The sequence below is a fragment of the Streptomyces sp. NPDC050674 genome, assembly GCF_040654575.1.
Taxonomy (GTDB): Bacteria; Actinomycetota; Actinomycetes; order Streptomycetales; family Streptomycetaceae; genus Streptomyces.
Window position 1 is genome coordinate 100,594 of sequence record NZ_JBFAIG010000017.1, and the last position, 20,236, is coordinate 120,829.

19 protein-coding genes are annotated in these 20,236 nt (G+C 71.6%); 8 read left to right on the forward strand and 11 right to left on the reverse strand.

Annotated elements, in window-relative coordinates:
- Nucleotides 1–78: 78 nt before the first annotated feature.
- Both AB0I06_RS26240 and AB0I06_RS26245 read left to right on the forward strand, forming a co-directional pair.
- Complete coding sequence (locus AB0I06_RS26240) at nt 79–1,026, forward strand: RNA polymerase sigma factor SigF (RefSeq protein WP_363121282.1); 948 nt, start codon at nt 79–81, stop codon at nt 1,024–1,026.
- A gap of 268 nt (nt 1,027–1,294) precedes the next feature.
- On the forward strand, nt 1,295–2,197 hold the full coding sequence (locus tag AB0I06_RS26245) for an RNA polymerase sigma factor SigF (protein ID WP_352114340.1): 903 nt from the start codon (nt 1,295–1,297) through the stop codon (nt 2,195–2,197).
- A 321-nt stretch (nt 2,198–2,518) separates the two neighbouring features.
- Here AB0I06_RS26245 and AB0I06_RS26250 read toward each other — a convergent pair whose 3' ends face one another.
- Nucleotides 2,519–2,716, reverse strand: coding sequence for a hypothetical protein (locus AB0I06_RS26250; RefSeq protein WP_363121283.1), 198 nt, complete (start codon nt 2,714–2,716; stop codon nt 2,519–2,521).
- Between the two features lie 216 nt (nt 2,717–2,932).
- Here AB0I06_RS26250 and AB0I06_RS26255 point away from each other — a divergent pair, with 216 nt between their 5' ends.
- The 3 genes from AB0I06_RS26255 (at nt 2,933) to AB0I06_RS26265 (ending at nt 6,889) form a co-directional block, all read left to right on the forward strand.
- A complete protein-coding gene (locus AB0I06_RS26255) occupies nt 2,933–3,421 on the forward strand; it encodes a MarR family transcriptional regulator (RefSeq protein ID WP_363121284.1) in 489 nt (162 codons plus the stop codon).
- Nucleotides 3,422–3,434: 13 nt separating this feature from the next.
- Nucleotides 3,435–5,978, forward strand: coding sequence for an MFS transporter (locus AB0I06_RS26260; RefSeq protein WP_363121285.1), 2,544 nt, complete (start codon nt 3,435–3,437; stop codon nt 5,976–5,978).
- An 89-nt stretch (nt 5,979–6,067) separates the two neighbouring features.
- A complete protein-coding gene (locus AB0I06_RS26265; RefSeq protein WP_363121286.1) occupies nt 6,068–6,889 on the forward strand; it encodes a YceI family protein in 822 nt (273 codons plus the stop codon).
- On the opposite strand, the gene AB0I06_RS26270 is transcribed toward AB0I06_RS26265, so the two are convergent.
- Together AB0I06_RS26270 and AB0I06_RS26275 are read right to left on the reverse strand one after the other, a co-directional pair.
- A complete protein-coding gene (locus tag AB0I06_RS26270) occupies nt 6,872–7,573 on the reverse strand; it encodes a GAF and ANTAR domain-containing protein (protein ID WP_363121287.1) in 702 nt (233 codons plus the stop codon). The two genes, AB0I06_RS26265 and AB0I06_RS26270, sit on opposite strands and share 18 nt — an antisense overlap.
- A gap of 57 nt (nt 7,574–7,630) precedes the next feature.
- Nucleotides 7,631–8,353 carry an ANTAR domain-containing protein gene (locus AB0I06_RS26275; RefSeq protein WP_363121288.1) on the reverse strand — a complete coding sequence of 241 codons (723 nt, stop codon included), beginning with the start codon at nt 8,351–8,353 and terminating at the stop codon, nt 7,631–7,633.
- Between the two features lie 208 nt (nt 8,354–8,561).
- Between AB0I06_RS26275 and AB0I06_RS26280 the strand changes: the two genes are divergently transcribed.
- Nucleotides 8,562–8,924: an STAS domain-containing protein gene (locus AB0I06_RS26280; RefSeq protein ID WP_363121289.1), complete on the forward strand. Its 363-nt coding sequence runs from the start codon at nt 8,562–8,564 to the stop codon at nt 8,922–8,924.
- A gap of 10 nt (nt 8,925–8,934) precedes the next feature.
- On the forward strand, nt 8,935–9,405 hold the full coding sequence (locus AB0I06_RS26285) for a PPOX class F420-dependent oxidoreductase (protein ID WP_363121290.1): 471 nt from the start codon (nt 8,935–8,937) through the stop codon (nt 9,403–9,405).
- Nucleotide 9,406: 1 nt separating this feature from the next.
- Here AB0I06_RS26285 and AB0I06_RS26290 read toward each other — a convergent pair whose 3' ends face one another.
- The 8 genes from AB0I06_RS26290 to AB0I06_RS26325 all read right to left on the reverse strand — a co-directional run bounded on the left by AB0I06_RS26290 (nt 9,407) and on the right by AB0I06_RS26325 (nt 19,383).
- Complete coding sequence (locus AB0I06_RS26290) at nt 9,407–10,258, reverse strand: TetR/AcrR family transcriptional regulator (protein ID WP_363121291.1); 852 nt, start codon at nt 10,256–10,258, stop codon at nt 9,407–9,409.
- A 120-nt stretch (nt 10,259–10,378) separates the two neighbouring features.
- On the reverse strand, nt 10,379–11,875 hold the full coding sequence (locus tag AB0I06_RS26295; RefSeq protein ID WP_363121292.1) for an MFS transporter: 1,497 nt from the start codon (nt 11,873–11,875) through the stop codon (nt 10,379–10,381).
- Between the two features lie 106 nt (nt 11,876–11,981).
- Nucleotides 11,982–14,144 carry a glycosyltransferase family 39 protein gene (locus tag AB0I06_RS26300; protein WP_363121293.1) on the reverse strand — a complete coding sequence of 721 codons (2,163 nt, stop codon included), beginning with the start codon at nt 14,142–14,144 and terminating at the stop codon, nt 11,982–11,984.
- Nucleotides 14,141–15,586 carry a bifunctional glycosyltransferase family 2/GtrA family protein gene (locus AB0I06_RS26305; RefSeq protein WP_363121294.1) on the reverse strand — a complete coding sequence of 482 codons (1,446 nt, stop codon included), beginning with the start codon at nt 15,584–15,586 and terminating at the stop codon, nt 14,141–14,143. Before AB0I06_RS26305 ends, AB0I06_RS26300 begins: the two co-directional genes overlap by 4 nt.
- Nucleotides 15,587–15,600: 14 nt before the next feature.
- Nucleotides 15,601–17,208, reverse strand: coding sequence for a HAMP domain-containing sensor histidine kinase (locus AB0I06_RS26310; protein ID WP_363121295.1), 1,608 nt, complete (start codon nt 17,206–17,208; stop codon nt 15,601–15,603).
- Nucleotides 17,205–17,945 carry a response regulator transcription factor gene (locus AB0I06_RS26315; protein ID WP_363121296.1) on the reverse strand — a complete coding sequence of 247 codons (741 nt, stop codon included), beginning with the start codon at nt 17,943–17,945 and terminating at the stop codon, nt 17,205–17,207. The genes AB0I06_RS26310 and AB0I06_RS26315 overlap by 4 nt, the downstream gene beginning before the upstream one ends.
- 106 nt (nt 17,946–18,051) lie before the next feature.
- Nucleotides 18,052–18,924, reverse strand: a complete 873-nt coding sequence (locus AB0I06_RS26320; protein ID WP_363121297.1) for a DUF2797 domain-containing protein — start codon at nt 18,922–18,924, stop codon at nt 18,052–18,054.
- A gap of 57 nt (nt 18,925–18,981) precedes the next feature.
- Complete coding sequence (locus AB0I06_RS26325) at nt 18,982–19,383, reverse strand: HGxxPAAW family protein (protein ID WP_363121298.1); 402 nt, start codon at nt 19,381–19,383, stop codon at nt 18,982–18,984.
- A 97-nt stretch (nt 19,384–19,480) separates the two neighbouring features.
- Here AB0I06_RS26325 and AB0I06_RS26330 point away from each other — a divergent pair, with 97 nt between their 5' ends.
- Nucleotides 19,481–19,957, forward strand: coding sequence for a MarR family transcriptional regulator (locus tag AB0I06_RS26330; protein ID WP_363121299.1), 477 nt, complete (start codon nt 19,481–19,483; stop codon nt 19,955–19,957).
- Nucleotides 19,958–20,236 lie beyond the last annotated feature (279 nt).

Here is a 20,236-nt window from a genome sequence, read left to right on the forward strand (position 1 = left end):
TTGCACACAGTGCACATGTCTTGTGATGCTATGACCGCTTTTGATGGAAGAGTTGACGGATGAGTTGACGATGACGAGGTGGAGTTGACCGTGCTGGCCAGTACCGCACCTCAGGCACCGTCCCCCCAGGCCCCGTCCCCGCAGCCGCCGTCTCCACAGACAGCGCCCGCGCAGGCCGCCCCCGCGCAGGCCGCGCCGGCCCAGGTCACGCCCGCGCAGGCCGCGCCAGCGGAAGCCGGGCCGGCCGCTCCCCAGCGGAGCAGCCGGGGTGCCGACACCCGGGCGCTCACACAGGTCCTCTTCGCACAGCTCAAGGACCTCCAGCCGGGCACTCCGGAGCACGACCGCGTGCGCGGGGCGCTCATCGAGGCCAACCTCCCGCTCGTGCGCTACGCGGCCGCCCGGTTCCGCTCCCGCAACGAGCCGATGGAGGACGTCGTCCAGGTCGGCACGATCGGACTGATCAACGCCATCGACCGCTTCGACCCGGACCGGGGCGTGCAGTTCCCGACCTTCGCGATGCCCACGGTCGTGGGCGAGATCAAGCGGTACTTCCGCGACAACGTCCGCACGGTCCATGTGCCGCGCCGGCTGCACGAGCTGTGGGTGCAGGTGAACAGCGCGACCGAGGACCTGACGACCTCCTTCGGGCGGACCCCGACCACCTCGGAGATCGCCGAGCGGCTGCGCATCACCGAGGACGAGGTGCTGTCCTGCATCGAGGCCGGGCGGTCGTACCACGCGACCTCCCTGGAGGCCGCGCAGGAGGGCGACGGGCTGCCGGGGCTGCTGGACCGCCTCGGCTACGAGGATCCCGCGCTGGACGGCGTGGAGCACCGGGACCTCGTACGGCACCTGCTCGTCCAGCTGCCCGAGCGGGAGCAGCGGATCCTGCTGCTGCGCTACTACAGCAATCTGACGCAGTCCCAGATCAGCGCGGAGCTCGGTGTTTCGCAGATGCACGTGTCGCGGCTGCTGGCTCGTAGCTTCCAGCGGTTGCGGTCTGCGAACCGCATCGACGCGTAATCGCAAACGTAAGCGACAGGTCACCGCGGGGAGGGAATCCCTCATCAGGGCGGTTGCCGACAGTTGAAAGCCGACAGGCCGTCAGGCCCCTTGTTTGCAGGGCGGATTCGCGTCTCAGATGTCGACATGTCACTACAGCGTGTTGCCGACATGTGACATTCTGCGTGAAGCGCGTTTGCCGGAGCTTCGGCTCCGGTATTCAGGTGAAGGCTGCGTTCCTCCGACGGGAGCGTCCGCCGCGACCGTCCCGCGACCCAAAGGGGGTGGCATGTCCGCAGAACAGGGCAGCTCGAAGGTGCTCACGCTCGCGGAGAGCGAGTCAGCTCCCCATGCTCTCGACTCACTCGGCCCCATCGATGAGGCTCCGGCCCTCGTGGCCGAGCCCGTCCCGGTCCTTCCGACCGCGGGCGCCATCGACACCCGCACCCTGTCCCGCTCCCTGTTCCTGCGGCTGGCCGCGCTCGACGAGGACAGCCCCGAGCGTGCGTATGTGCGTGACACGCTCATCGAGCTCAATCTCCCGCTCGTGCGGTACGCCGCCGCGCGGTTCCGGTCCCGGAACGAGCCGATGGAGGACATCGTCCAGGTCGGCACGATCGGGCTGATCAAGGCGATCGACCGGTTCGACTGCGAACGGGGCGTGGAGTTCCCGACGTTCGCGATGCCGACGGTGGTCGGGGAGATCAAGCGGTTCTTCCGGGACACCTCGTGGTCGGTGCGGGTGCCGCGCCGGCTTCAGGAGCTGCGGCTCGCGCTGACCAAGGCCAGTGACGAGCTCTCGCAGAAGCTGGACCGGTCGCCGACGGTCACCGAACTCGCCTCCGTGCTCGGGGTGTCCGAGGAGGACGTCGTCGACGGGCTGGCGGTGGGGAACGCCTACACGGCGTCCTCGCTGGACTCGCCCGCGCCAGAGGACGACGGTGGCGAGGGGTCGCTGGCCGACCGGCTGGGGTACGAGGACACCGCGCTGGAGGGCGTGGAGTACCGGGAGTCCCTGAAGCCGCTGCTGGCCAAGCTCCCGCCCCGGGAGCGGCGGATCATCATGCTGCGGTTCTTCGCGAACATGACGCAGTCGCAGATCGGCGAGGAGGTCGGCATCTCGCAGATGCACGTCTCCCGGCTGCTGACCCGGACGCTGGCACAGCTCCGGGAAGGCCTGATCTCGGACTGACGGGGTCCTGACGGATTCCCTCGGCGGAAACTGGGGCGCGGCGCGGTCGTCGAGACCGGCCGCGCCGCAGTCCTGTCCGTTCCGTCTGACATCAGGTCGGATGCTGGGTCGGGGCCGCGCCGGGTGCCCGCCCCGGAACGGCACGCCGGGGTGTCCTGCCGGCTGACCGTCCGTCGACGCGCCGACCGCTGCGGGCGCATACCTCCGGCCCGGCCCCTCGCGTCGTCCGGCGGCAGCGGAGTGCCCCGCCGACCGTCGCGTACGCACGGCTGCCACCCGCCCCGCCAGGGGCGGCACGGGTGGGCGAGAGGGATCCCCCGGTTACGCCAGCGCCAGCCAAGCCACCGCCGCGACGACCGCCACGGCGACGACCACGCCGAGGATGAGGCCGATGCGCGGGCCGCTGCTGGAAGGGGCCGCCGCCTGACGGCCCTGCGGGGCCTCGTCGACGAACGCGCGGAACATCTGGGTGCTGCCGGCGGGGTCGTGATTGCCCTGCGGGGCCTGGTTGTTAGCCATGGCCCGAGACCCTAGCGAAAACGGCGGTGCTCCCCAAGTGGGGGTTGGCGTTCCGTTTGGTCCCGGCCGACCCGTATCGCCAGGCTCGCCACCAGCGCATTTACTCCCGCAATACTTGCCTTTGCCAACTTTTTATGCCGGACCGGGCCCTTTTTATTTGCCTGTAGCAACCAACAGCTCCTATGGTTGCCTTAAGCAACGAAAGCGGGAGGGGTCATGGCCGACAGGGCGCAGTACGAAGAGCTGGTACGCCAGTTCAGCGCCTTCGGCGCCGTGAAGCGGGAGCTCGGGCGGATCATGCCCGCCGAGTGCCCCGGCGGGTCGGCGGCCGTTCTGACCCTGCTGGGCCGTCACGGCGACATGCGCATGAGCAAGCTCGCCGAGCTGCTCGCGGTGGACATGTCGGTCACCAGCCGCCATGTCGCGCACGTCGTGGACCGGGGCTGGATCGAACGCTCCCCCGACCCCACCGACAAACGCTCACGCATCCTGCGCCTCACCCCCGCGGGCCGCACACAGCTCGACGAGCTGTCCCGGCGGACCACCGAGGTCCTCGCCGAGCGCCTGAGCGACTGGACCGACGAAGAGGTCGGCCGGCTCACGGATCTCATGGCGCGGCTGCGCGAGAGCTTCGACTGCCGGCCCGGGACCCGGGCCGCTCCGGCCGCTTTCGACCAGACCACCCGTACACCCGCAAGCACGTAAGAAAAGGAAGCCCATGGCAACGACCACACCAGCCGGTGTGCGGGCTCATGCCAAGCACGGGGGAGGCTCCCACGGCCCCTCCGGCGACGGCGCTCCGATGACGCACCGGCAGATCATGGAGGCCCTCACCGGCCTTCTGCTCGGCATGTTCGTCGCGATCCTGTCGTCGACGATCGTCTCCAACGCCCTGCCCCGGATCATCAGCGACCTCGGTGGCGGCCAGAGCGCCTACACCTGGGTCGTCACCGCGTCCCTGCTGACGATGACCGCGTCCACCCCGCTGTGGGGCAAGCTCGCCGACCTGTTCTCGAAGAAGCTGCTGATCCAGTTCGCGCTGGTCATCTTCGTGCTGGGGTCGGCGGCGGCCGGCATGTCCCAGAACCCGGGCATGCTCATCACCTTCCGCGCGGTCCAGGGCATCGGCATGGGCGGTCTGTCCGCGCTGGCCCAGATCATCATGGCGGCGATGATCTCGCCGCGTGAGCGCGGCCGGTACAACGGCTACCTCGGGGCCACCTTCGCCACCGCCATGGTCGGCGGCCCGCTGGTCGGCGGTGTCATCACCGACACCGACTGGCTCGGCTGGCGCTGGTGCTTCTACGTCGGCGTGCCCTTCGCGGTGATCGCCCTGATCGTGCTGCAGAAGACCCTGCACCTGCCCGTCGTCCGGCGGAAGGTCAAGGTCGACTGGGCCGGCGCCTTCTTCATCACGGCGGCCGTCTGCCTGCTGCTGGTCTGGGTCACCTTCGCCGGTGACAAGTACGACTGGGTGTCGTGGCAGACGTACGCGATGGTCGGCGGTTCGCTGGCGCTGCTGGCGCTGTTCGTGCTCGTCGAGGCCAAGGCGAGCGAGCCGATCATCCCGCTGCGGCTGTTCCGCAACCGCACCATCACGCTGGCCTCCGTGGCCTCCCTGTTCGTCGGTGTCGCGATGTTCGCCGGGACCGTCTTCTTCAGCCAGTACTTCCAGCTGGCCCGGGACAAGTCGCCGACGATGTCCGGTGTCATGACGATCCCGATGATCGCGGGCCTGTTCGTCTCCTCCACCGTCTCCGGGCAGGTCATCACCCGGACCGGTCGCTGGAAGGCGTGGCTGATCGCCGGCGGTGTGCTGGTGACGGCGGGCCTGGGCCTGCTGGGCACGATCCGGTACGACACCGAGTACTGGCACATAGCGATCTTCATGGCGCTGCTCGGTCTCGGCATCGGCATGATGATGCAGAACCTGGTGCTGTGCACGCAGAACCAGGTGGAGCCGGGCGACCTGGGTGCCGCCAGCTCCACGGTGACCTTCTTCCGCTCCCTCGGCGGTGCGGTGGGCGTCTCCGCCCTGGGCGCGGTGCTGGGCAACCGGATCACCGACTACGTCAAGGACGGCCTGACCGACCTCGGCCCGAAGGGCGCGGCCCTCGGTCACGCCGGCACGGGCGGCGGCGGCATCCCCGACCTGAGCACGATGCCCGCGCCGATCCGCACCGTCGTGGAGAGCGCCTACGGCCACGGTGTCGCGGACGTGTTCCTCTACTCGGCGCCGATGGCGCTGGTCGCGCTGCTGGTGGCGCTGTTCATCAAGGAGGTCCCGTTGAAGACCCGGGGCGGGCTGGCGCAGGCCGCCGAAGCGCAGGCGCCCGCCGTGACTCCGGCCGCACCGGCCGCCGAGGCTCCCACCGCCGAGAAGGCCGCACCGAGCTGGGCCGCGGCCGAGACCGCGCAGGACGGGACCGGACCCGAGGGGACGCAGCGGCTCGCCGCCGTCGCCACGGTGGCTCCGGCCGCGGAGTCCGCGTCCGGTGGGGGCGGTGTCCCGGTCCGCGGTTTCGTCCGCGGCGCCGAGTCCGCGCCCGTGCCGCAGGCCGCCGTCACGCTGATCTCGCTGGCCGGGCGCCAGCTGGGCCGGTCCGTGGCGCAGGCCGACGGCTCGTACGCGGTGGACGCACCGGGCTCCGGCTCGTACGTCCTGATCGCCTCGGCCGACGGCTTCCAGCCGCAGGCGTCCACGATCGTGGTGAACGGCGAGCCGGTCGCCTACGACATCCTGCTCAGCGGCACCAGCGGACTGACCGGCCTGGTGCGGGCCGCCGGGGACGGGCAGCCCGTGCGGGACGCCATGGTCATCGTGACCGACGTGCGCGGAGACCTGCTGGCCAACGCGACCACGGGTGAGCAGGGCGAGTTCTCCTTCGCCGAGCTGGTGCCCGGGGCGGTGACCGTCGCGGTGAACGCCGCCGGATACCGGCCGCGTGCCCTGCCCGTCGAGGTGGGCGGCACCGGGGTCACCCGGGTCGAGATCGACCTGGACGCCGGTGCCCGTGTCCAGGGTGTCGTCCGCGCCCCGCACGGCCCGCTGGCCGATGCCCGGGTGACGCTGGTCGACCAGGCGGGCAACGTCGTCGGCTCGGCCACGACCGGGACGGACGGGGCGTACGCCTTCACCGACCTGGACGGCGGCGAGTACACCGTCATCGCGACCGGCTACCCGCCGGTGGCCACCGCCCTGACGGTGACCGGCAGCGGCGCCGACGCCCACGACATCGAACTCGCCCACCCCGGCGAGTAGTACGGACCCCGGCCCGCGACGGGCGGGCGCGCTCCGAGCGGAGGTGCGCCCCCTGTCGCGGGCCGGTTTCTTTCTGAGGAGCAGCTGAGATGGGACTGACCGCGAGGATCCGTACCCGGGACGGATGGGCCGTGTCGCACGCGGTCGTCACGGTGGCGGACATGACCGGCGCGCAGGTGCTGCGGGCCGAGGCGGACGCGGAGGGCGCCGTACGGGACGCCACGCCGTTGGAGCCGGGGGCGTACACCGTCATCGTCACGGCCGTCGGGTACGCGCCCGCGGCCTCCAGTGTGATCGTCACGGCGAGTGGGCGGGCCGAGGTCGGTCCGGTGACGCTGGCCCGCCAGGGCGGCACCGAACTGCCGCCGCCGGGACCGTGGACGATCGACCCGGTGCACTCCAGCGTGGCCGCCGTGGCACAGCACCTGGGCATCTCCAGCGTGCACGGCCGGTTCACCGAGTTCTCCGGCTCGATCGAGATCGCCCCGGACGACGTCACCACCTCGCGGGTGGAGGCGGTGATCCGGGCCGCGTCCGTCGACACCGGCAACGGCATGCGCGACGAGCACCTGAGGTCGCCGGACTTCCTGGACGTCGAGCGGTTCCCGGAGATCACCTTCCGGTCGACGGGGCTGACGGCCACCGGGTCGGACCGCTGGACCGTCCGCGGCGAGCTGGGCATGCACGGGGTCGTACGGCCCGTGGACCTCGACCTGGCCTACCTCGGCACGGGTCCGGACCCGTGGGGCGGCACCCGCGCGGCGTTCCGCGCCACCACCCAACTGCGGCGCGAGGACTTCGCGATGAACTACAACCAGGTCCTCCAGGCGGGTATCGCCGCGATCGGCACCACGCTGAAGGTGGAGCTGGACATCCAGGCCGTGCAGGGCGGGTCACTGCCGGCGGCGTGACTCCACCGTGGCCACTCTGGCCACCAACTGGCCGCACAGGTCACGCAGTTTGACGTTGCGGTCCTGCGAGACCCGGCGCAGCCGCTCCAGCGCGTTGCGGGCGTCGATCCGCTCCCGGGCCATCAGGATGCCGATCGCCTGGTCGATGACGCTGCGGGAGAGCAGCGCGGTGCGCACATCGGCGGCGGACTGCCGCCGGCTCTCGATGCGCACCGCCATGGCGATCGCGTCCCCCGCCCTGGCCGCGAAGGCACGGGCCGCCTCCCGGCCCGTGCCCAGTTCCTCCGCGCGCTCCCCGTAGAAGTTGATCGCGGCGCCGTTCTCGCCCTCGACGGCCACCGGCACCGCCAGCACACAGCGCACCCCGGTGGACAGGGCGTACTCCGTGTACGACGGCCAGCGGGACTCCGCCGCCAGATCGGGGGCGTACTGCTCCTCACCGGTCTCGGCCGCGTCGACGCAGGGCCCCGAGCCGTTCTCGTACTGTCGCAGGTCCAGGCCGCTGGGCATGCCGTCGCTGCCGGCCAGGGTGAGCAGCCGGCCGGCGCGGCGCACGGTGATGCTGCACGCGACGGCGCCGGGCACCTCCTGTACCGCGCGGTCGGTCAGATCACGCAGCAGGGTGTCGAGCCCATTGCTGCGCACCATTGCCTGGTCCAGAGTGTCGGACGTCTCGGAACTCATGACCGTACGGATATCCCGTCATCATCCGAACACGCCTTCTCCGTAATTCACTCCACCTCAGGGGGTGTTGTGAGCGCCGACGATCCGGCGGGCGAGATCGCGCAGCTTCACGTTCTCCCGCTGCGAGGCGCGCACCAGGCTCTCGAAGGCCGCCGTGGCGTCGATGCCCTGGCGTTCCATGAGGATGCCGGTGGCCTGGCCGATCAGGTCGCGGGTGCGCATGGCCTCGGTCAGCTGCTCGCGCACGGTCGCGGAGTCCAGGGCGATGCTGACGTGCGCGGTGAACAGCCGGCCGACGCGGGTCGCGTCCTCGTCGAAGGCGCCCGGCTTGCTCGCGTAGGCCGTGAGCACGGTCAGCCGGCGGCGGTCGGAGCGCAGCCGCAGGGACAGCGCCGAGCGCAGTCCCAGGTCCGCCAGCACGTCCCCGCCGTCGTCCGCCTCGCTGTCCGTCATCCGCGCCACGGGACTGTTCCACAACCGGTCCCACAGGCCGTGCTGTTCGCGGCCGGTGTGCCGGGCCTCGGCGGCGCGCACGACCTCGTCGGTCCAGGCCAGGGTGCGAAGGGTGGTGCCGCGCTCGATCACGGAGATGCCGGCGTGCTCGGCGCCCGGCATGAGGTGCACCGCCAGCCGGACCGCCGTGCGGAGCGTGCTGTGCGGCGTGGGGGTTTCGTGCAGTTGCTGAGACGCCACCGTCAGGGCTTCGGCCAGCTCGGCGCCAGCCGGATAACGGGGCAAATCAGGAAACTCGGACGCAGCCACCACGAACCTCTTCGGCATGCACGGCCATGGCCGTGCGCAGGAGAGCTCCGCAGCACATTCCCGACTGCGAGCACAGGACGGACAGCACTCTAACTGCTCGGTTGCTTCCAGGTGTCGTCCGGCCGACGCCGCCGCGGGCGCGCTTCCTCCACCCGCCCCACGCATGATGGAATGGCCCGACGGGTCAGGAAGCGGCCTTACCGGAATCCGGACGAACGTCTGCCAGGTGAGTGCCGTGACCTTCTTCACGAATCCCACAGAACACCGCGGCCTCCCGGGCCGCGTCCATCTCGCCCTGCCCCCCGAGATCGACTACTGCAACGCGGCGGAGCTGCTGCCGCTCGTCATGTCCGCGGCCCGGGCCCGGGGTGACGGGCTGGAGATCCTCGTCCTCGACCTGAGCGAGACCTCCTTCATGGACTCCCAGGGCGTCCGCCTCATCAACGAGGTGCGGCACCGGCTGCGCCCGGGGGCCCGAGTGCGCCTGGTCGCCCGCCCGGAGGGGATCACGAGCCGTGTCCTGGAGCTGACCGGCCTGCGCCGGGACGTGCCCGTGTACGACAACCTCGACGAAGCCATCGCGTCGTAGGCTGCCGGGCATGGCACCGAACATCGCGACGAACACCCGCGTCTCCCGCGACGAGTTGCTCGACTTCGTCCGGCCCCGGCACCACGCCGTCCTGCTGACCCGGCGGGCCGACGGCAGCCCCCAGAGTTCCCCGCTGACCTGCGGGGTCGACGACTCCGGCCGGATCGTGGTCTCCACGTACCCGGAGCGCGCCAAGACCCGCAACGCCAAGCGGGACCCGCGGGTGAGCCTGCTCGTGCTCAGCGACGACTGGAACGGCCCCTGGGTCCAGATCGACGGCACGGCCGAGGTCATCGACTCCCCCGACTCGGTCGAACCGCTCGTGGAGTACTACCGGAACATCGCCGGGGAGCACCCCGACTGGGACGAGTACCGGGCCGCCATGGTCAAGCAGGGCAAGTCGATCATCCGGATCACGCCGGAGCGGTGGGGGCCGGTGGCGACCGGGGGGTTCCCGGCGCGGCTGGTGGAGGGGGAGTAGGTCAGCTCTCCCCGGGGGCTTCGGGGGCTGCCGGAGCTTCGGGGGCTTGGGGGGCTTCGACGGCTTCGGGGGCCGCTTCCTCCCCGGAGACCTGCCGCTCGCGGACGACCATCGCCTCGATGCCCGCGATCAGCAGTTCCAGCGCGAACTCGAAGTCACGCTCCAGCATCTCGGCGACCGTGTCACCGCCGCGCGCCGCCATGATCTCCCGGGACTCCTGGAGCACCTCGGCGGCCTGCGGGGCAGCGGTCACGGTGTTCAGGGCCTGCTGGAAGTACTCGTCCACGCTCAGGCCGCCGGCGGCCGCCCTGGAGGCGAGATGGCCCTCCAGGGTGCCGTAGCCGTAGACGAACTGGAAGACGGCCGAGATCGTGCTCGTCATGCGCTTCGCGGGCAGTCCCGTCCTGCGGACGACGCGCTGCACCACCCGTGAGAACGCCAGGTTGTTGGGGCCGATGTTGAGGAAGACCCCCACCAGCGCGGACACCCAGGGGTGGCGCACCAGCAGCGTCCGGTACTCCCGGGCGAGCGCCCGCACCTGGTCCCGCCAGTCCTCACCGGCGTCCGGATCGGGCAGCCGCACCTCTCCCATGACCTGGTCCAAGGCCAGTTCGAGCAGGTCGTCCTTGGTGTCGACGTACCAGTAGACGGACATCGCGGTGACGTCCAGCTCCCCGGCGAGCCGCCGCATGGAGAACTTCGGCAGCCCCTCGGCGTCCAGCAGCCGTACGGTGACGTCGATGATGCGCGCCCGGTCCAGCCCCGAGGGCTGGCCGCCACCGCGCCGCCGGTGCGCCTTGCCCTCCAGCCAGACACTGGACCGCGGCTGATCCTGCCGGGCGGCTTTCGCCATGGCGCACCTTCCTCTGCTTTCGAACGCCGATCATGCCAGGCGCCCCGGAAGGGGCGCGGGGAACCGCGCGGTCAACCAAGGCGCGCCCGCAGCCGCACGACGACCCCGCACCCCGAGCTCCTAGACGGACTCTGCCCGCTCGGCCCGCCGCAACAACCCGGCCGCGACCAGTCCACCGGCCAGCACGGCAACCGCCCCCACCAGCTGACTGGTCTCAAGACCGGAGGCGAACGCATCGGAGATGCGTGCCTTCTCCTCGGCACTGCCGGCCGCCGCCAGCGCCGCAGGCAGCGACGCCGCGGACACGGCGACCAGCGAGGCGAACCGGGCGTTGAGCACCGCACCGAGCACGGCGACGCCCAGCCCGTTGCCGAACTCGGCGAGGGTTCCGTTGATCCCCGCTCCCACCCCGGCCTTCTCCGGCGGGATCGCCCCCATGATCGCGTTGGCCATCGCCGGCATCGACAGCGCCACACCCGCACCCATCACGACCAGTCCCAGCAGCGTCCCGCCGTACCCGTGTCCACCGAGCAGGGCGATCGCCGCGAGCCCCGCGGACACCAGGGTCATGCCGAGCGCGATGGCCGCCGGTGTACCGGCCTTCAGCACCAGCTTCGCCCCGACGCCCGTGAAGTTGAGCGCGACGACGGTCAACGCCAGCGGCGCCGTCCGCAGCCCGGCGTCCAGCGGCTCGTACCCGAGGACGAACTGGAGGTGCTGGGTGAGCAGGAACAGCGAGCCCGTCATGCCGAACGCCACGAGGATCGCGCCCGCGACCGCGCCCACGAACTTCTGGTTGCGGAAGAAGTGCATGTCGAGCATCGGGTGCTCGGCGCGCAGTTCCCACGTCACGAAGAGGGCGAGGACGGCCGCGCCGATCAGCGCGGAGACCAGCACCTGCGCGGAGGTCCAGCCGTGCTCGGGGCCGGTGATGATCGCGTACACCACGGAGGTCATGCCGATGGTCGACAGGACCGCGCCGACCAGGTCGGGCCGATCGCCCGCCTTGTGCTTCGACTCCGGTACCAGCGCGGCGACCGCGACCAGGCCGAGCACGGCGACCGGGATGTTGATCAGGAAGATGGCGCCCCACCAGAAGTGGTTGAGCATCACGCCGCCGATCAGCGGCCCGGCCGCGAAGCCGAGCGAACTGACCGTCGACCACAGCGCGATGGCCTTCACGCGCTCCTGGTCGTCGAAGATCTGCACGACGACGGCGAGGGTCGTGGTCATCAGCAGCGCACCGCCGACGCCCATGCCCGCGCGGGCCGCGATCAGCTGGGCCGGGCTCTGGGACAGGCCGGCCGCCAGCGAGCCCACCCCGAAGATCGCCAGGCCCGACATCAGCATCAGCTTGCGGCCGTAGCGGTCGGCGGAGTTGCCCGCGGTGAGGAGCAGGCCGGACTGCACCAGGGAGTAGGCGTTCATCATCCACTGGACGTCGGCGGTCGAGGCGTCCATCTCGCGGGTGAGCGAGGGGATGGCCACGTTGAGGATCGTGTTGTCGAGCAGCACGGTGAGCTGCGCGAGGCAGATGACACCGAGGATCAGCCAGCGCTGGGGGTGGCCGCCCTGAACGGTGTGCGGCGGGGCCTGTTCCTGGGGGGACGTCGTCATGCTGTACACCGTAGAACAGTTCCTATACGGCGTACAACGGAGTTTCGGCGGACCCGGCGAAGGGCGGTGGCTTTCGGCCACCGCCCTTCGTCCGCTCGGGGACGTGTCAGCCGCTCGCCTTCTGCGTGAGGTCGTAGAAGGTGCTCGAACCGACCGTGACCTTCTTGAAGGTGGCCTCGACCCAGGAGGTGATCCGGGAGGAGGTGCCGTCGCTGCCACCGCCCATGCCGCCGCCCATGCCGCCCGAGGCGATGAAGTAGTGGATCTTTCCGTCCGCCACGTACTGCTTGAACTGGGCGAGGGTCGGCGACGGGTCCGTCCCGTTGAAGCCGCCGACGGCCATCACCGGGTCGCCGGTGGACAGCTGGTAACTCGCCGCGTTCTGGGCGCCGATGGCCGCAGCGGCCCAGGTGTACCGGTCGGCGTCGGTCTCCAGGAGCTTCTTGGCCTCGGAGCTGACGCTCGCGCCGTTGAGGAGGCCACCGACACCACCGCCGCGCATGCCGCCCATCCCGCCCGTGCGGCCACCGTCGCCGTTCGGCTGGTTCTGGCCCTGGCCCTGTGGGTTCTGGCCCGGGAAGCCGCCTCGGCCGGGGAAGCCGTTGCCCTGCTGACCCTGGGTGTTGCCGTTGCCGTTCCGCTGGTTCTGGCCGCGGCCGGGGAAGCCGCCGCCACCCGGTCCGCCGCCACCGCCCGGTCCGCCGCGGCCACCCGCGACCGACGGGCCCGCCGTGACGATCGAGCCGGTGTGCCCCTCGTTCACGGTGGTGAGGGTGTACGCCGCCGGACCGGCCAGCGCGGCGACGAGGCCGAGACCGGCCGCTGCGAGGGCCGGCCAGCGCCCCAGCCTCCCGGCGAAGACCAGACCGAGAGCCGCCGTCAGACCGCCGGCCAGGACGAGCCACTTGAGCCAGGGCAGGTAGTCGGAGGAGCGGTTGAGCAGGACGTATCCCCAGGCGGCGGTCGCCGTCATGGCGGTCGCCAGGGTCAGCGAGGCCCACACCTTGTGGCGCCTCTCCCAGAGCAGCGTCGCGCCCATGCCGATCAGCGGGGCGAGGTAGGGGGCGAGAGCGACCGTGTAGTACTCGTGGAAGATGCCCCGCATATAGCTGAAGACCAGCATGGTGGTGAGCAGCGCGCCGCCCCACACCAGGAACGCGCCCCGGGTCGCCGAGGCCCGGCGGGCCCTGCCCGTGGCCACCAGGCCCGCGACGAGCAGGATCAGCGCGGCCGGGATCAGCCAGGAGATCTGCCCGCCGAGGGAGGAGCCGAACAGCCGGCCCCAGCCGGTCTCGCCCCAGGCTCCGCCGCCGTTGCCGCCGCCACCGCCGCCGACGCTGCCGGTCTCGTCGCCGTTCAGGCGGCCCAGGCCGTTGTAGCCGAAGGTCAGGTTCAGGAAGCTGTTGTTCTGCGAGCCGCCGATGTACGGGCGGGAGGACGCGGGCCAGAGCTCGACGATCGCGACCCACCAGCCGCCGGAGACGACGATCGCGGCGAGCCCGGCGGCGAGTTGCCCGATCCGCTTCCTCACCGGCACCGGGGCGCAGAAGCCATACACGAGGGCGAGCGGCGGCAGGATCAGGAAGGCCTGGAGCGTCTTGGCGAGGAAGGCGAAGCCGATCGCGGCACCGGCCCACAGCAGCCACTTCGTGCGGCCGTCCTCCAGCGCCCGGATGACGGCCCAGCAGGCCACCGCCATCAGCAGGGCCAGCATCGCGTCGGGGTTGTTGAAGCGGAACATCAGCGCCGCGACGGGGGTGAGCGCGAGCACGGCCCCCGCGATCAGACCGGCCGCGGGGCTGAACCGGCGGCGCACGGCCGCGTACACGACGGCCACCGTGGCGACGCCCATGAGGGCCTCGGGCGCCAATATCGCCCAGGAGCCGAGGCCGAAGAGCCGTACGGACAGGGCCATGGGCCACAGGGCGGCCGGGGGTTTGTCGACGGTGATGGCGTTCGCCGCGTCGAGCGAGCCGAAGAAGAACGCCTTCCAGGACTGGCTGCCCGCCTGTACGGCCGCCGAGTAGAAGGAGTTGGCGTAGCCGGAGGCGCTCAGGTCGTAGAGGTAGAGGACGGCCGTCGCCAGCAGCAGGGCGAGGAGGGCCGGGCGGGCCCAGCGGGGGTCCTCGGGCCGGCCGTGCCACAGGCGCCGCGCCAGGGGCCGTACGGGCTCACCGTCCTGCGGGGAGGGCGGCGGTCCGGGCGGGCGCGTCCGGGTCCCGGGGCGCGCGGCGGTGCCGCCGCTCCGCTGGTCGAAGTGGACGGTCATCGCGCGTTCCTCGCATCGGTGTCGTGCGGACGCACCGGCAACAGCTGCACGGTCCGGTCCCGCCAGGAGTCCGCGGCGTCACCGGCGCGGAGCGAAGGGGTGTCGCAGGGGTCGGCCACCGTGGCGTCGCCCGGAGCGGTGCCGTACGGAGTGGTGCCGTACGGAGTGGTGCCGTACGGGACTGCCGCCGGTGTGCCGTCCTCGCGCCGGTCCGGGAACACCCAGGCCCGGAAGAGCAGGAAGCGCAGCACGGTCGCCGCGAGGTTGGCCGCGATGAGGACGGCCAGTTCGGTGGAGTGCGCGGGCTCGGAGGTCGCCGCGTTCAGTGCCGCGAGCGAGCCACTGGTCAGGGCGAGTCCGATACCGAAGACCACCAGGCCCTGCGCCTGGTGCCGTACGGCTCCGCCGCGCCCGCGTACCCCGAAGGTGAGTCTCCGGTTGGCCGCGGTGTTGGCGACCGCCGAGACCAGCAGGGCGAGGGCGTTGGCGACCTGGGAACCGGTGAAGACCCGGAAGCCGCTGTAGAGCAGCAGGTAGAAGAGGGTGGACAGGACGCCGACCACACAGAACCCGACGAGCTGGCGGGCCAGTCCCCTCGGCACGTCCGTGATGTCACGGTCGCGGGGGTCGTCGCCGAACGGCCGGGCGAGCCGGTCCAGCGGCAGCGAGCCGGTGGCCAGCGCCCTGCCGATCCGCCACACGCCCTTGAGGTCGTCGGTGGCGGTCCTGACGATGTGGACGGTCGAGTCGGGGTCGTCGACCCAGTCGACCGGCACCTCGTGGATTCTGAGCCCGGCGCGCTCGGCGAGCACCAGCATCTCGGTGTCGAAGAACCAGCCGGTGTCCTCTACCAGGGGCAGCAGCACCTGCGCCACGTCCCGGCGGATCGCCTTGAAGCCGCACTGGGCGTCGGAGAACCGCGCCTGGAGCGAGCCGCGCAGGATGAGGTTGTAGGCCCGGCTGATGAACTCCCGCTTGGGGCCGCGCACCACCCGTGAACTGCGGGCCAGCCGGGAGCCGATCGCGAGGTCCGAATGGCCGGAGATCAGCGGGGCCACCAGCGGGAGCAGGGCGTTGAGGTCGGTGGACAGGTCCACGTCCATGTAGGCGAGGACCGGGGCGTCCGAGGCCGACCAGGCGGCCCGCAGAGCCCGGCCGCGGCCCTTCTGCTCCAGGCGGAAGGTGGTGACCTCGGCAATCTCCGCCGCCAGCCGCCCGGCCACCTGCCGGGTGGTGTCCGTGGAGGCGTTGTCCGCGACCGTGATGCGGAACGCGTAGGGGAACGTGCGGGTCAGGTGCTCGTGCAGCCGGCGCACGCACGGCTGGAGGTCCTTCTCCTCGTTGTAGACGGGGATCACTACGTCCAGGACAGGCGTACCGGCTGGTGCGGCCGGGAGGTGCTCCCGCGCCGGCAGGGTGCCGGGAGAAGAGTCGGTTCGCATGGCACCGACTGTCGTCAGGCGCCCTGTCGTGCCCATGTGGTGACGCTGTGGCGTGCCTGTGACTGCCCCTGCCGGCTCATGTCGGGCTCCGGCTCGGGCGGCAGCGCGGGCAGGTGCACCGTGAACACGGTCCGCCCGGGCACGCTGTCGACGGTCACGGCACCGCCGTGGGCGGTCGCCACGGCCTGCACGATGGCGAGGCCGAGCCCGGTCGAGCCGGTGGAGCGCGAGCGCGCGGAGTCGCCCCGCGCGAACCGCTCGAAGACGTGCGGGAGCAACTCGGCGGGAATGCCCTGCCCGTTGTCCTCGACCTCCACGCACAGCCATCGTTGGCGGCGCTGCACGCGTGCGGTGACGGTCGTGCCGGGCGGTGTGTGGGTGCGCGCGTTGCCGAGCAGGTTGACGAGCACCTGTTGCAGCCGGGCCGCGTCCGCCGAGACGAGCGCGGGCTCGTCGGGCAGATCGAGCCGCCAGTTGTGGTCCTGGCCGGCCGCCCGGGCGTCGCTGATGGTGTCCACGACGAGCGGGACGAGATCGGTCCGCTCGAACCGGAGCGGCCGTCCGGCATCCAGCCGGGCGAGCAGCAGCAGGTCCTCGACGAGGAGGGTCATGCGCCCGGCCTCTGACTCGATCCGGCCCAGGGCGTGCCGGGTGTCGGGGCCGACCTGTTCGCGTCCCCGCCGGGTGAGTTCGGCGTACCCGCGGATGGAGGCGAGGGGGGTGCGCAGCTCGTGACTGGCGTCGGCGACGAACTGCCGCACGCGCGTCTCGCTCTGCTGCCGTGCGTGCAGCGCCCCGTGGACATGGTCCAGCATCCGGTTGAGCGCGGCCCCGACCTGGCCGACCTCGGTGTGGGGGTCGGTCTCGGAGTCGGGAACCCGCTCGCTGAGCCGCACCTCGCCGGTGTGCAGGGGCAGTTCGGAGACCCGGGTGGCGGTGGCGGCGACCCGGCGCAGGGGGCGGGTGGCGACGCCGACCAGGACGGAACCGGCCAGACCGGCGGCGGCGAGACCGGCGCCGGTGACGCTGATCTCGACCAGGACGAGGGTGTTGATGGTGTTGGTGACGCCCGTGGTCGGGATGGCCACGTAGTAGCTGCCCTTGTCACCGCTCTTGTACTCGACCCGGTACTCACCGAGGCCGGGGAGGTCGACGGTCCGCGGCGTCTCCTCGACCCGGGGCACGGAGGCGAGGGCGGCTCGCTGCGCGGAGTTCAGCGACCGGGAGGTCATCTGGTAGTTGTCCTGGGAGACGCCGTACGCGGACTCGGTGATCCGGCCGCCCTCGATCTTGGCGGCGACCGTGCCGCCCGGCTGCGGCCCCCTGGTGACGAAGTCGGTGAGACTCTCCACCTTGTTCTTCGCGGGCCCGCCGGCCCCGTCGTCGCCGGGCTCCCGGGGCGGGCTGAGCGCGGCCCGGGAGGCGGCCCCGTCGAGTTGCCCGTCCAGCTGCTCGTACAGGTGGGAGCTGAGCGCCAGCGTCGTCACCGTTCCGATCACCGCGCAGACCACGGCGATCAGCACCACGGACGCGACGACGAGCCGCGTCCGCAGCGTGCGCGGCTTGCCTGTTAGCCGCCCGCCCGTCTGCCGCTGCGTCCGCTGCCGTCGCCGTCCGCTCATGACGCCGCGGGTTTGATCAGATACCCGGCGCCACGCCGCGTGTGGATCATCGGCTCGCGCCCGGCGTCGATCTTCCGCCGCAGATAGGAGATGTACAGCTCGACGACATTGGCCTGACCGCCGAAGTCGTACGACCACACCCGGTCGAGGATCTGCGCCTTGCTGAGCACGCGGCGCGGATTGCGCATCAGGAACCGCAGCAGCTCGAACTCGGTCGCGGTCAGATGGATGTCGTCCCCGGCACGGGTCACCTCGTGACTGTCCTCGTCGAGGGTGAGGTCCCCGACGACCAGCAGGGACTCCGCACGGCGGTCGGCGGCGCCGGAGCGCCGTATCAGGCCGCGCAGCCGGGCGACGACCTCCTCCAGGCTGAACGGCTTGGTGACGTAGTCGTCGCCGCCCGCCGTGAGCCCGGCGATCCGGTCCTCGACGGCGTCCTTGGCGGTCAGGAACAGCACCGGCACGTCCGGCAGTTCGCGCCGCAGCCGCCCGAGCACGGACAGCCCGTCCATGTCGGGCAGCATCATGTCCAGGACGACGGCGTCGGGGCGGAAGTCGCGGGCGGTCCGGATCGCGCCGGTGCCGTCGCCGGCACTGCGGATCTGCCATCCCTCGTAGCGCAGGGCCATGGAGAGCAGCTCGGTGATCGACAGCTCGTCGTCCACCACCAGCACGCGGACGGGGCTTCCGTCCGGCCTCAGCAGTTCGGTGCGCCCCTTGGGCGAGGTCGTGGTCATGTGAACACGATGTCGGCGGCCTCTGAGAGCCCGCTTTCGCCAACCTGTGTTTTCCCTGAGAAACACACAGGCACTTCTCAGGCAACGCCTGGGAACGCCGGGCGGGTCAGAACAGGCCGTCCTGCACGCTTGCCGCGTCCTCGAACGCCCGGACCGGAACCGTCACTTCGGCTCCCTCCGCGGGCACCAGCTCCCATCCGGTCATCAGCCGCGTGTCCAGCACCACGACACCGCTCGCGGTGGCCAGGTGCAGATCGGGTCCGGCGGCCGCGACCAGCTCCCCGCCGACCGCGCCCCCCGCGGCCAGTTCACCGACGCTCCCGACCGCGACGGGCGCGTCCGCGAGCCCGAACACCGCGACATGGTCGACGACCCGCAGCGGCTCCCGCACGAGCGACTCCGGCCACGCGGGGAGCGCGACCGCCCGCTCGTACAGCTCGGCGACCTCACCCGCCCGGTCCTCGGTGGCCTCGGGCAACGCGGCCCGCACGGCCCGCTTCTCGGCGTACGGGATCCGGTCGGGCACCCGCAGGGCGGCCCGGAGCAGCTCCTCCGTACGCCGCGCGGCCATGAGCGGTCCGACACCGAGCCAGCTGAAGCAGACGGCCCCCTGTTCGAGCAGCCGGGCGGAGCCCCGCTGCCGCGCCGTGATCCCCACCTTGACCATGCCGGGTCCGAACCACGCCAGATAGACGCGGTAGGGCCGGGGATCGTCGGCGAGGGTGTCCGCCGCCACGGAGTGCGCCCGGTCCAGCCGCGCGCACTCCTCGCACCGCGCCCCCGTGCTCCGCCCCGGTACGACCGCACCCCGTGGGCACGCGTGCCCACGCGCCCCCACGCAGGTGCGCACACTCCCCTCCGCGACACCGAAGGCCACGCGCTTCCCCCAGGTCAGCGCGCTGCGCCGCCCGCCGTCCCACAGCAGCACGGGACCGTCGGCCGACCACCGCAGCCCCGAGCACTTCCATGCCTGTGCCATCTCCACCGAGCGTAGGGGGCACCACTGACAACGGGACGCGGGCCGTCGCGGAACGGCTCACCGCACGGGGTCGGCGGCACCGGCGGCGACGGTCTCCGGCTCCCCTTCCCGCTGAACCGGCATGGCCGGCGCGACCGCACGCCCGGCACGCTCCGCCCCCCGCCCCCGCCCGGCCAGCCGGCAGCCGAGGCACTCCTCGTGCCCGCTCGGCGCCGCCGAGTCCCGCACCCGCCAGTCCCACTCCGCCCGGGGCCGCACGCCCGGCCCCTTCCCCCACCCGGACAGGTGCAGGGCCCAGGTCACCAGCAGACTCACGACCCCGATGGCCACCCCGCCGGCGATCAGCACACCGGAGACGGTGCAGACTCCCAGGCCCGCCACACCCGCCCCGACCGTGGCGATGCCGAATCCGACCCACCCGGCGACCGTGTGCCCGTGGTCATATTGATGCGCACTCACGTGTCACTCCCTCGCACCCGAGGGCTCCGACCCGTCGAACCCCTCACCTGCTAAGACATTTACAACCCAAACATCTCACGAACTAAGGGATATGGGAATGGATGCCAAGCCTCGTCCGGCCGCCACGCCGGAGCAGGCTCTGTCGGCGATGGACCAGCTCATCGCGACCCACCTGGTCGGACAGCACGAGATCGCCCAACAGGTGGGCCTGAACGTGACCGACCTCACCTGTTTCGCCTACGTCATCGAGGCCGGGGAGAACCTCCCCACGGCAGGCGACCTGGCGGCCCGCGCCCATGTCACCACCGGCGCGGTCACGGGCATCCTCAACCGCCTGGAGCGCGCCGGCTACGTCACCCGCCGCCCCGACCCCACGGACCGCCGCCGCATCCGCGTGGCGGCCCAGCCCGACGCGGTCGCCCGCATCCGCGAGGTCTACGAGCCGTACTACGCCCGCCTCACGCGCCTGTTCGCGGACTACTCCCCGGACGAGATCGCGGTCCTGCACGACTGGTTCACCCGCGCGAGCGCACTGGCCGCGACCTACCTGGAGGAACACTGCCGCCCCGACTGAGCGCGCCCGGCGTCCCGCGCCCCGGGAAAACCGGTTGGGCCCGGGGCCGGCGGGGCGGTAGCTTGCGGAGCGCCGTGACCGCTCCGAGGAACTGAGACCCCCATGAACGCCGTGTCCCTGTGGGTACTCCACCTCGTCATCACGGTCGGGCGAAAGACGTAACCGTCACCGGAGCCATTCACTGGGCGGGGACGTCCTCGCACCCACATGCCTGACCGGCGACGGACCTCATTCCCGGAAACAAGCAAAAGGCCCCCGGATCATCTCCGGGGGCCTTTC

Excerpts from the sequence above, each read along its gene's own strand:
- AB0I06_RS26330 (WP_363121299.1), top strand. The coding sequence starts at position 19,481 with ATGGATGCCAAGCCTCGTCCGGCCGCCACGCCGGAGCAGGCTCTGTCG.
- AB0I06_RS26295 (WP_363121292.1), bottom strand. The coding sequence starts at position 11,875 with ATGACGACGTCCCCCCAGGAACAGGCCCCGCCGCACACCGTTCAGGGC.
- AB0I06_RS26270 (WP_363121287.1), bottom strand. The coding sequence starts at position 7,573 with ATGAGTTCCGAGACGTCCGACACTCTGGACCAGGCAATGGTGCGCAGC.
- AB0I06_RS26310 (WP_363121295.1), bottom strand. The coding sequence starts at position 17,208 with ATGAGCGGACGGCGACGGCAGCGGACGCAGCGGCAGACGGGCGGGCGG.
- AB0I06_RS26285 (WP_363121290.1), top strand. The coding sequence starts at position 8,935 with ATGGCACCGAACATCGCGACGAACACCCGCGTCTCCCGCGACGAGTTG.
- AB0I06_RS26300 (WP_363121293.1), bottom strand. The coding sequence starts at position 14,144 with ATGACCGTCCACTTCGACCAGCGGAGCGGCGGCACCGCCGCGCGCCCC.
- AB0I06_RS26245 (WP_352114340.1), top strand. The coding sequence starts at position 1,295 with ATGTCCGCAGAACAGGGCAGCTCGAAGGTGCTCACGCTCGCGGAGAGC.
- AB0I06_RS26265 (WP_363121286.1), top strand. The coding sequence starts at position 6,068 with ATGGGACTGACCGCGAGGATCCGTACCCGGGACGGATGGGCCGTGTCG.
- AB0I06_RS26290 (WP_363121291.1), bottom strand. The coding sequence starts at position 10,258 with ATGGCGAAAGCCGCCCGGCAGGATCAGCCGCGGTCCAGTGTCTGGCTG.
- AB0I06_RS26250 (WP_363121283.1), bottom strand. The coding sequence starts at position 2,716 with ATGGCTAACAACCAGGCCCCGCAGGGCAATCACGACCCCGCCGGCAGC.
- AB0I06_RS26260 (WP_363121285.1), top strand. The coding sequence starts at position 3,435 with ATGGCAACGACCACACCAGCCGGTGTGCGGGCTCATGCCAAGCACGGG.
- AB0I06_RS26305 (WP_363121294.1), bottom strand. The coding sequence starts at position 15,586 with ATGCGAACCGACTCTTCTCCCGGCACCCTGCCGGCGCGGGAGCACCTC.
- AB0I06_RS26320 (WP_363121297.1), bottom strand. The coding sequence starts at position 18,924 with ATGGCACAGGCATGGAAGTGCTCGGGGCTGCGGTGGTCGGCCGACGGT.
- AB0I06_RS26255 (WP_363121284.1), top strand. The coding sequence starts at position 2,933 with ATGGCCGACAGGGCGCAGTACGAAGAGCTGGTACGCCAGTTCAGCGCC.
- AB0I06_RS26275 (WP_363121288.1), bottom strand. The coding sequence starts at position 8,353 with ATGCCGAAGAGGTTCGTGGTGGCTGCGTCCGAGTTTCCTGATTTGCCC.
- AB0I06_RS26315 (WP_363121296.1), bottom strand. The coding sequence starts at position 17,945 with ATGACCACGACCTCGCCCAAGGGGCGCACCGAACTGCTGAGGCCGGAC.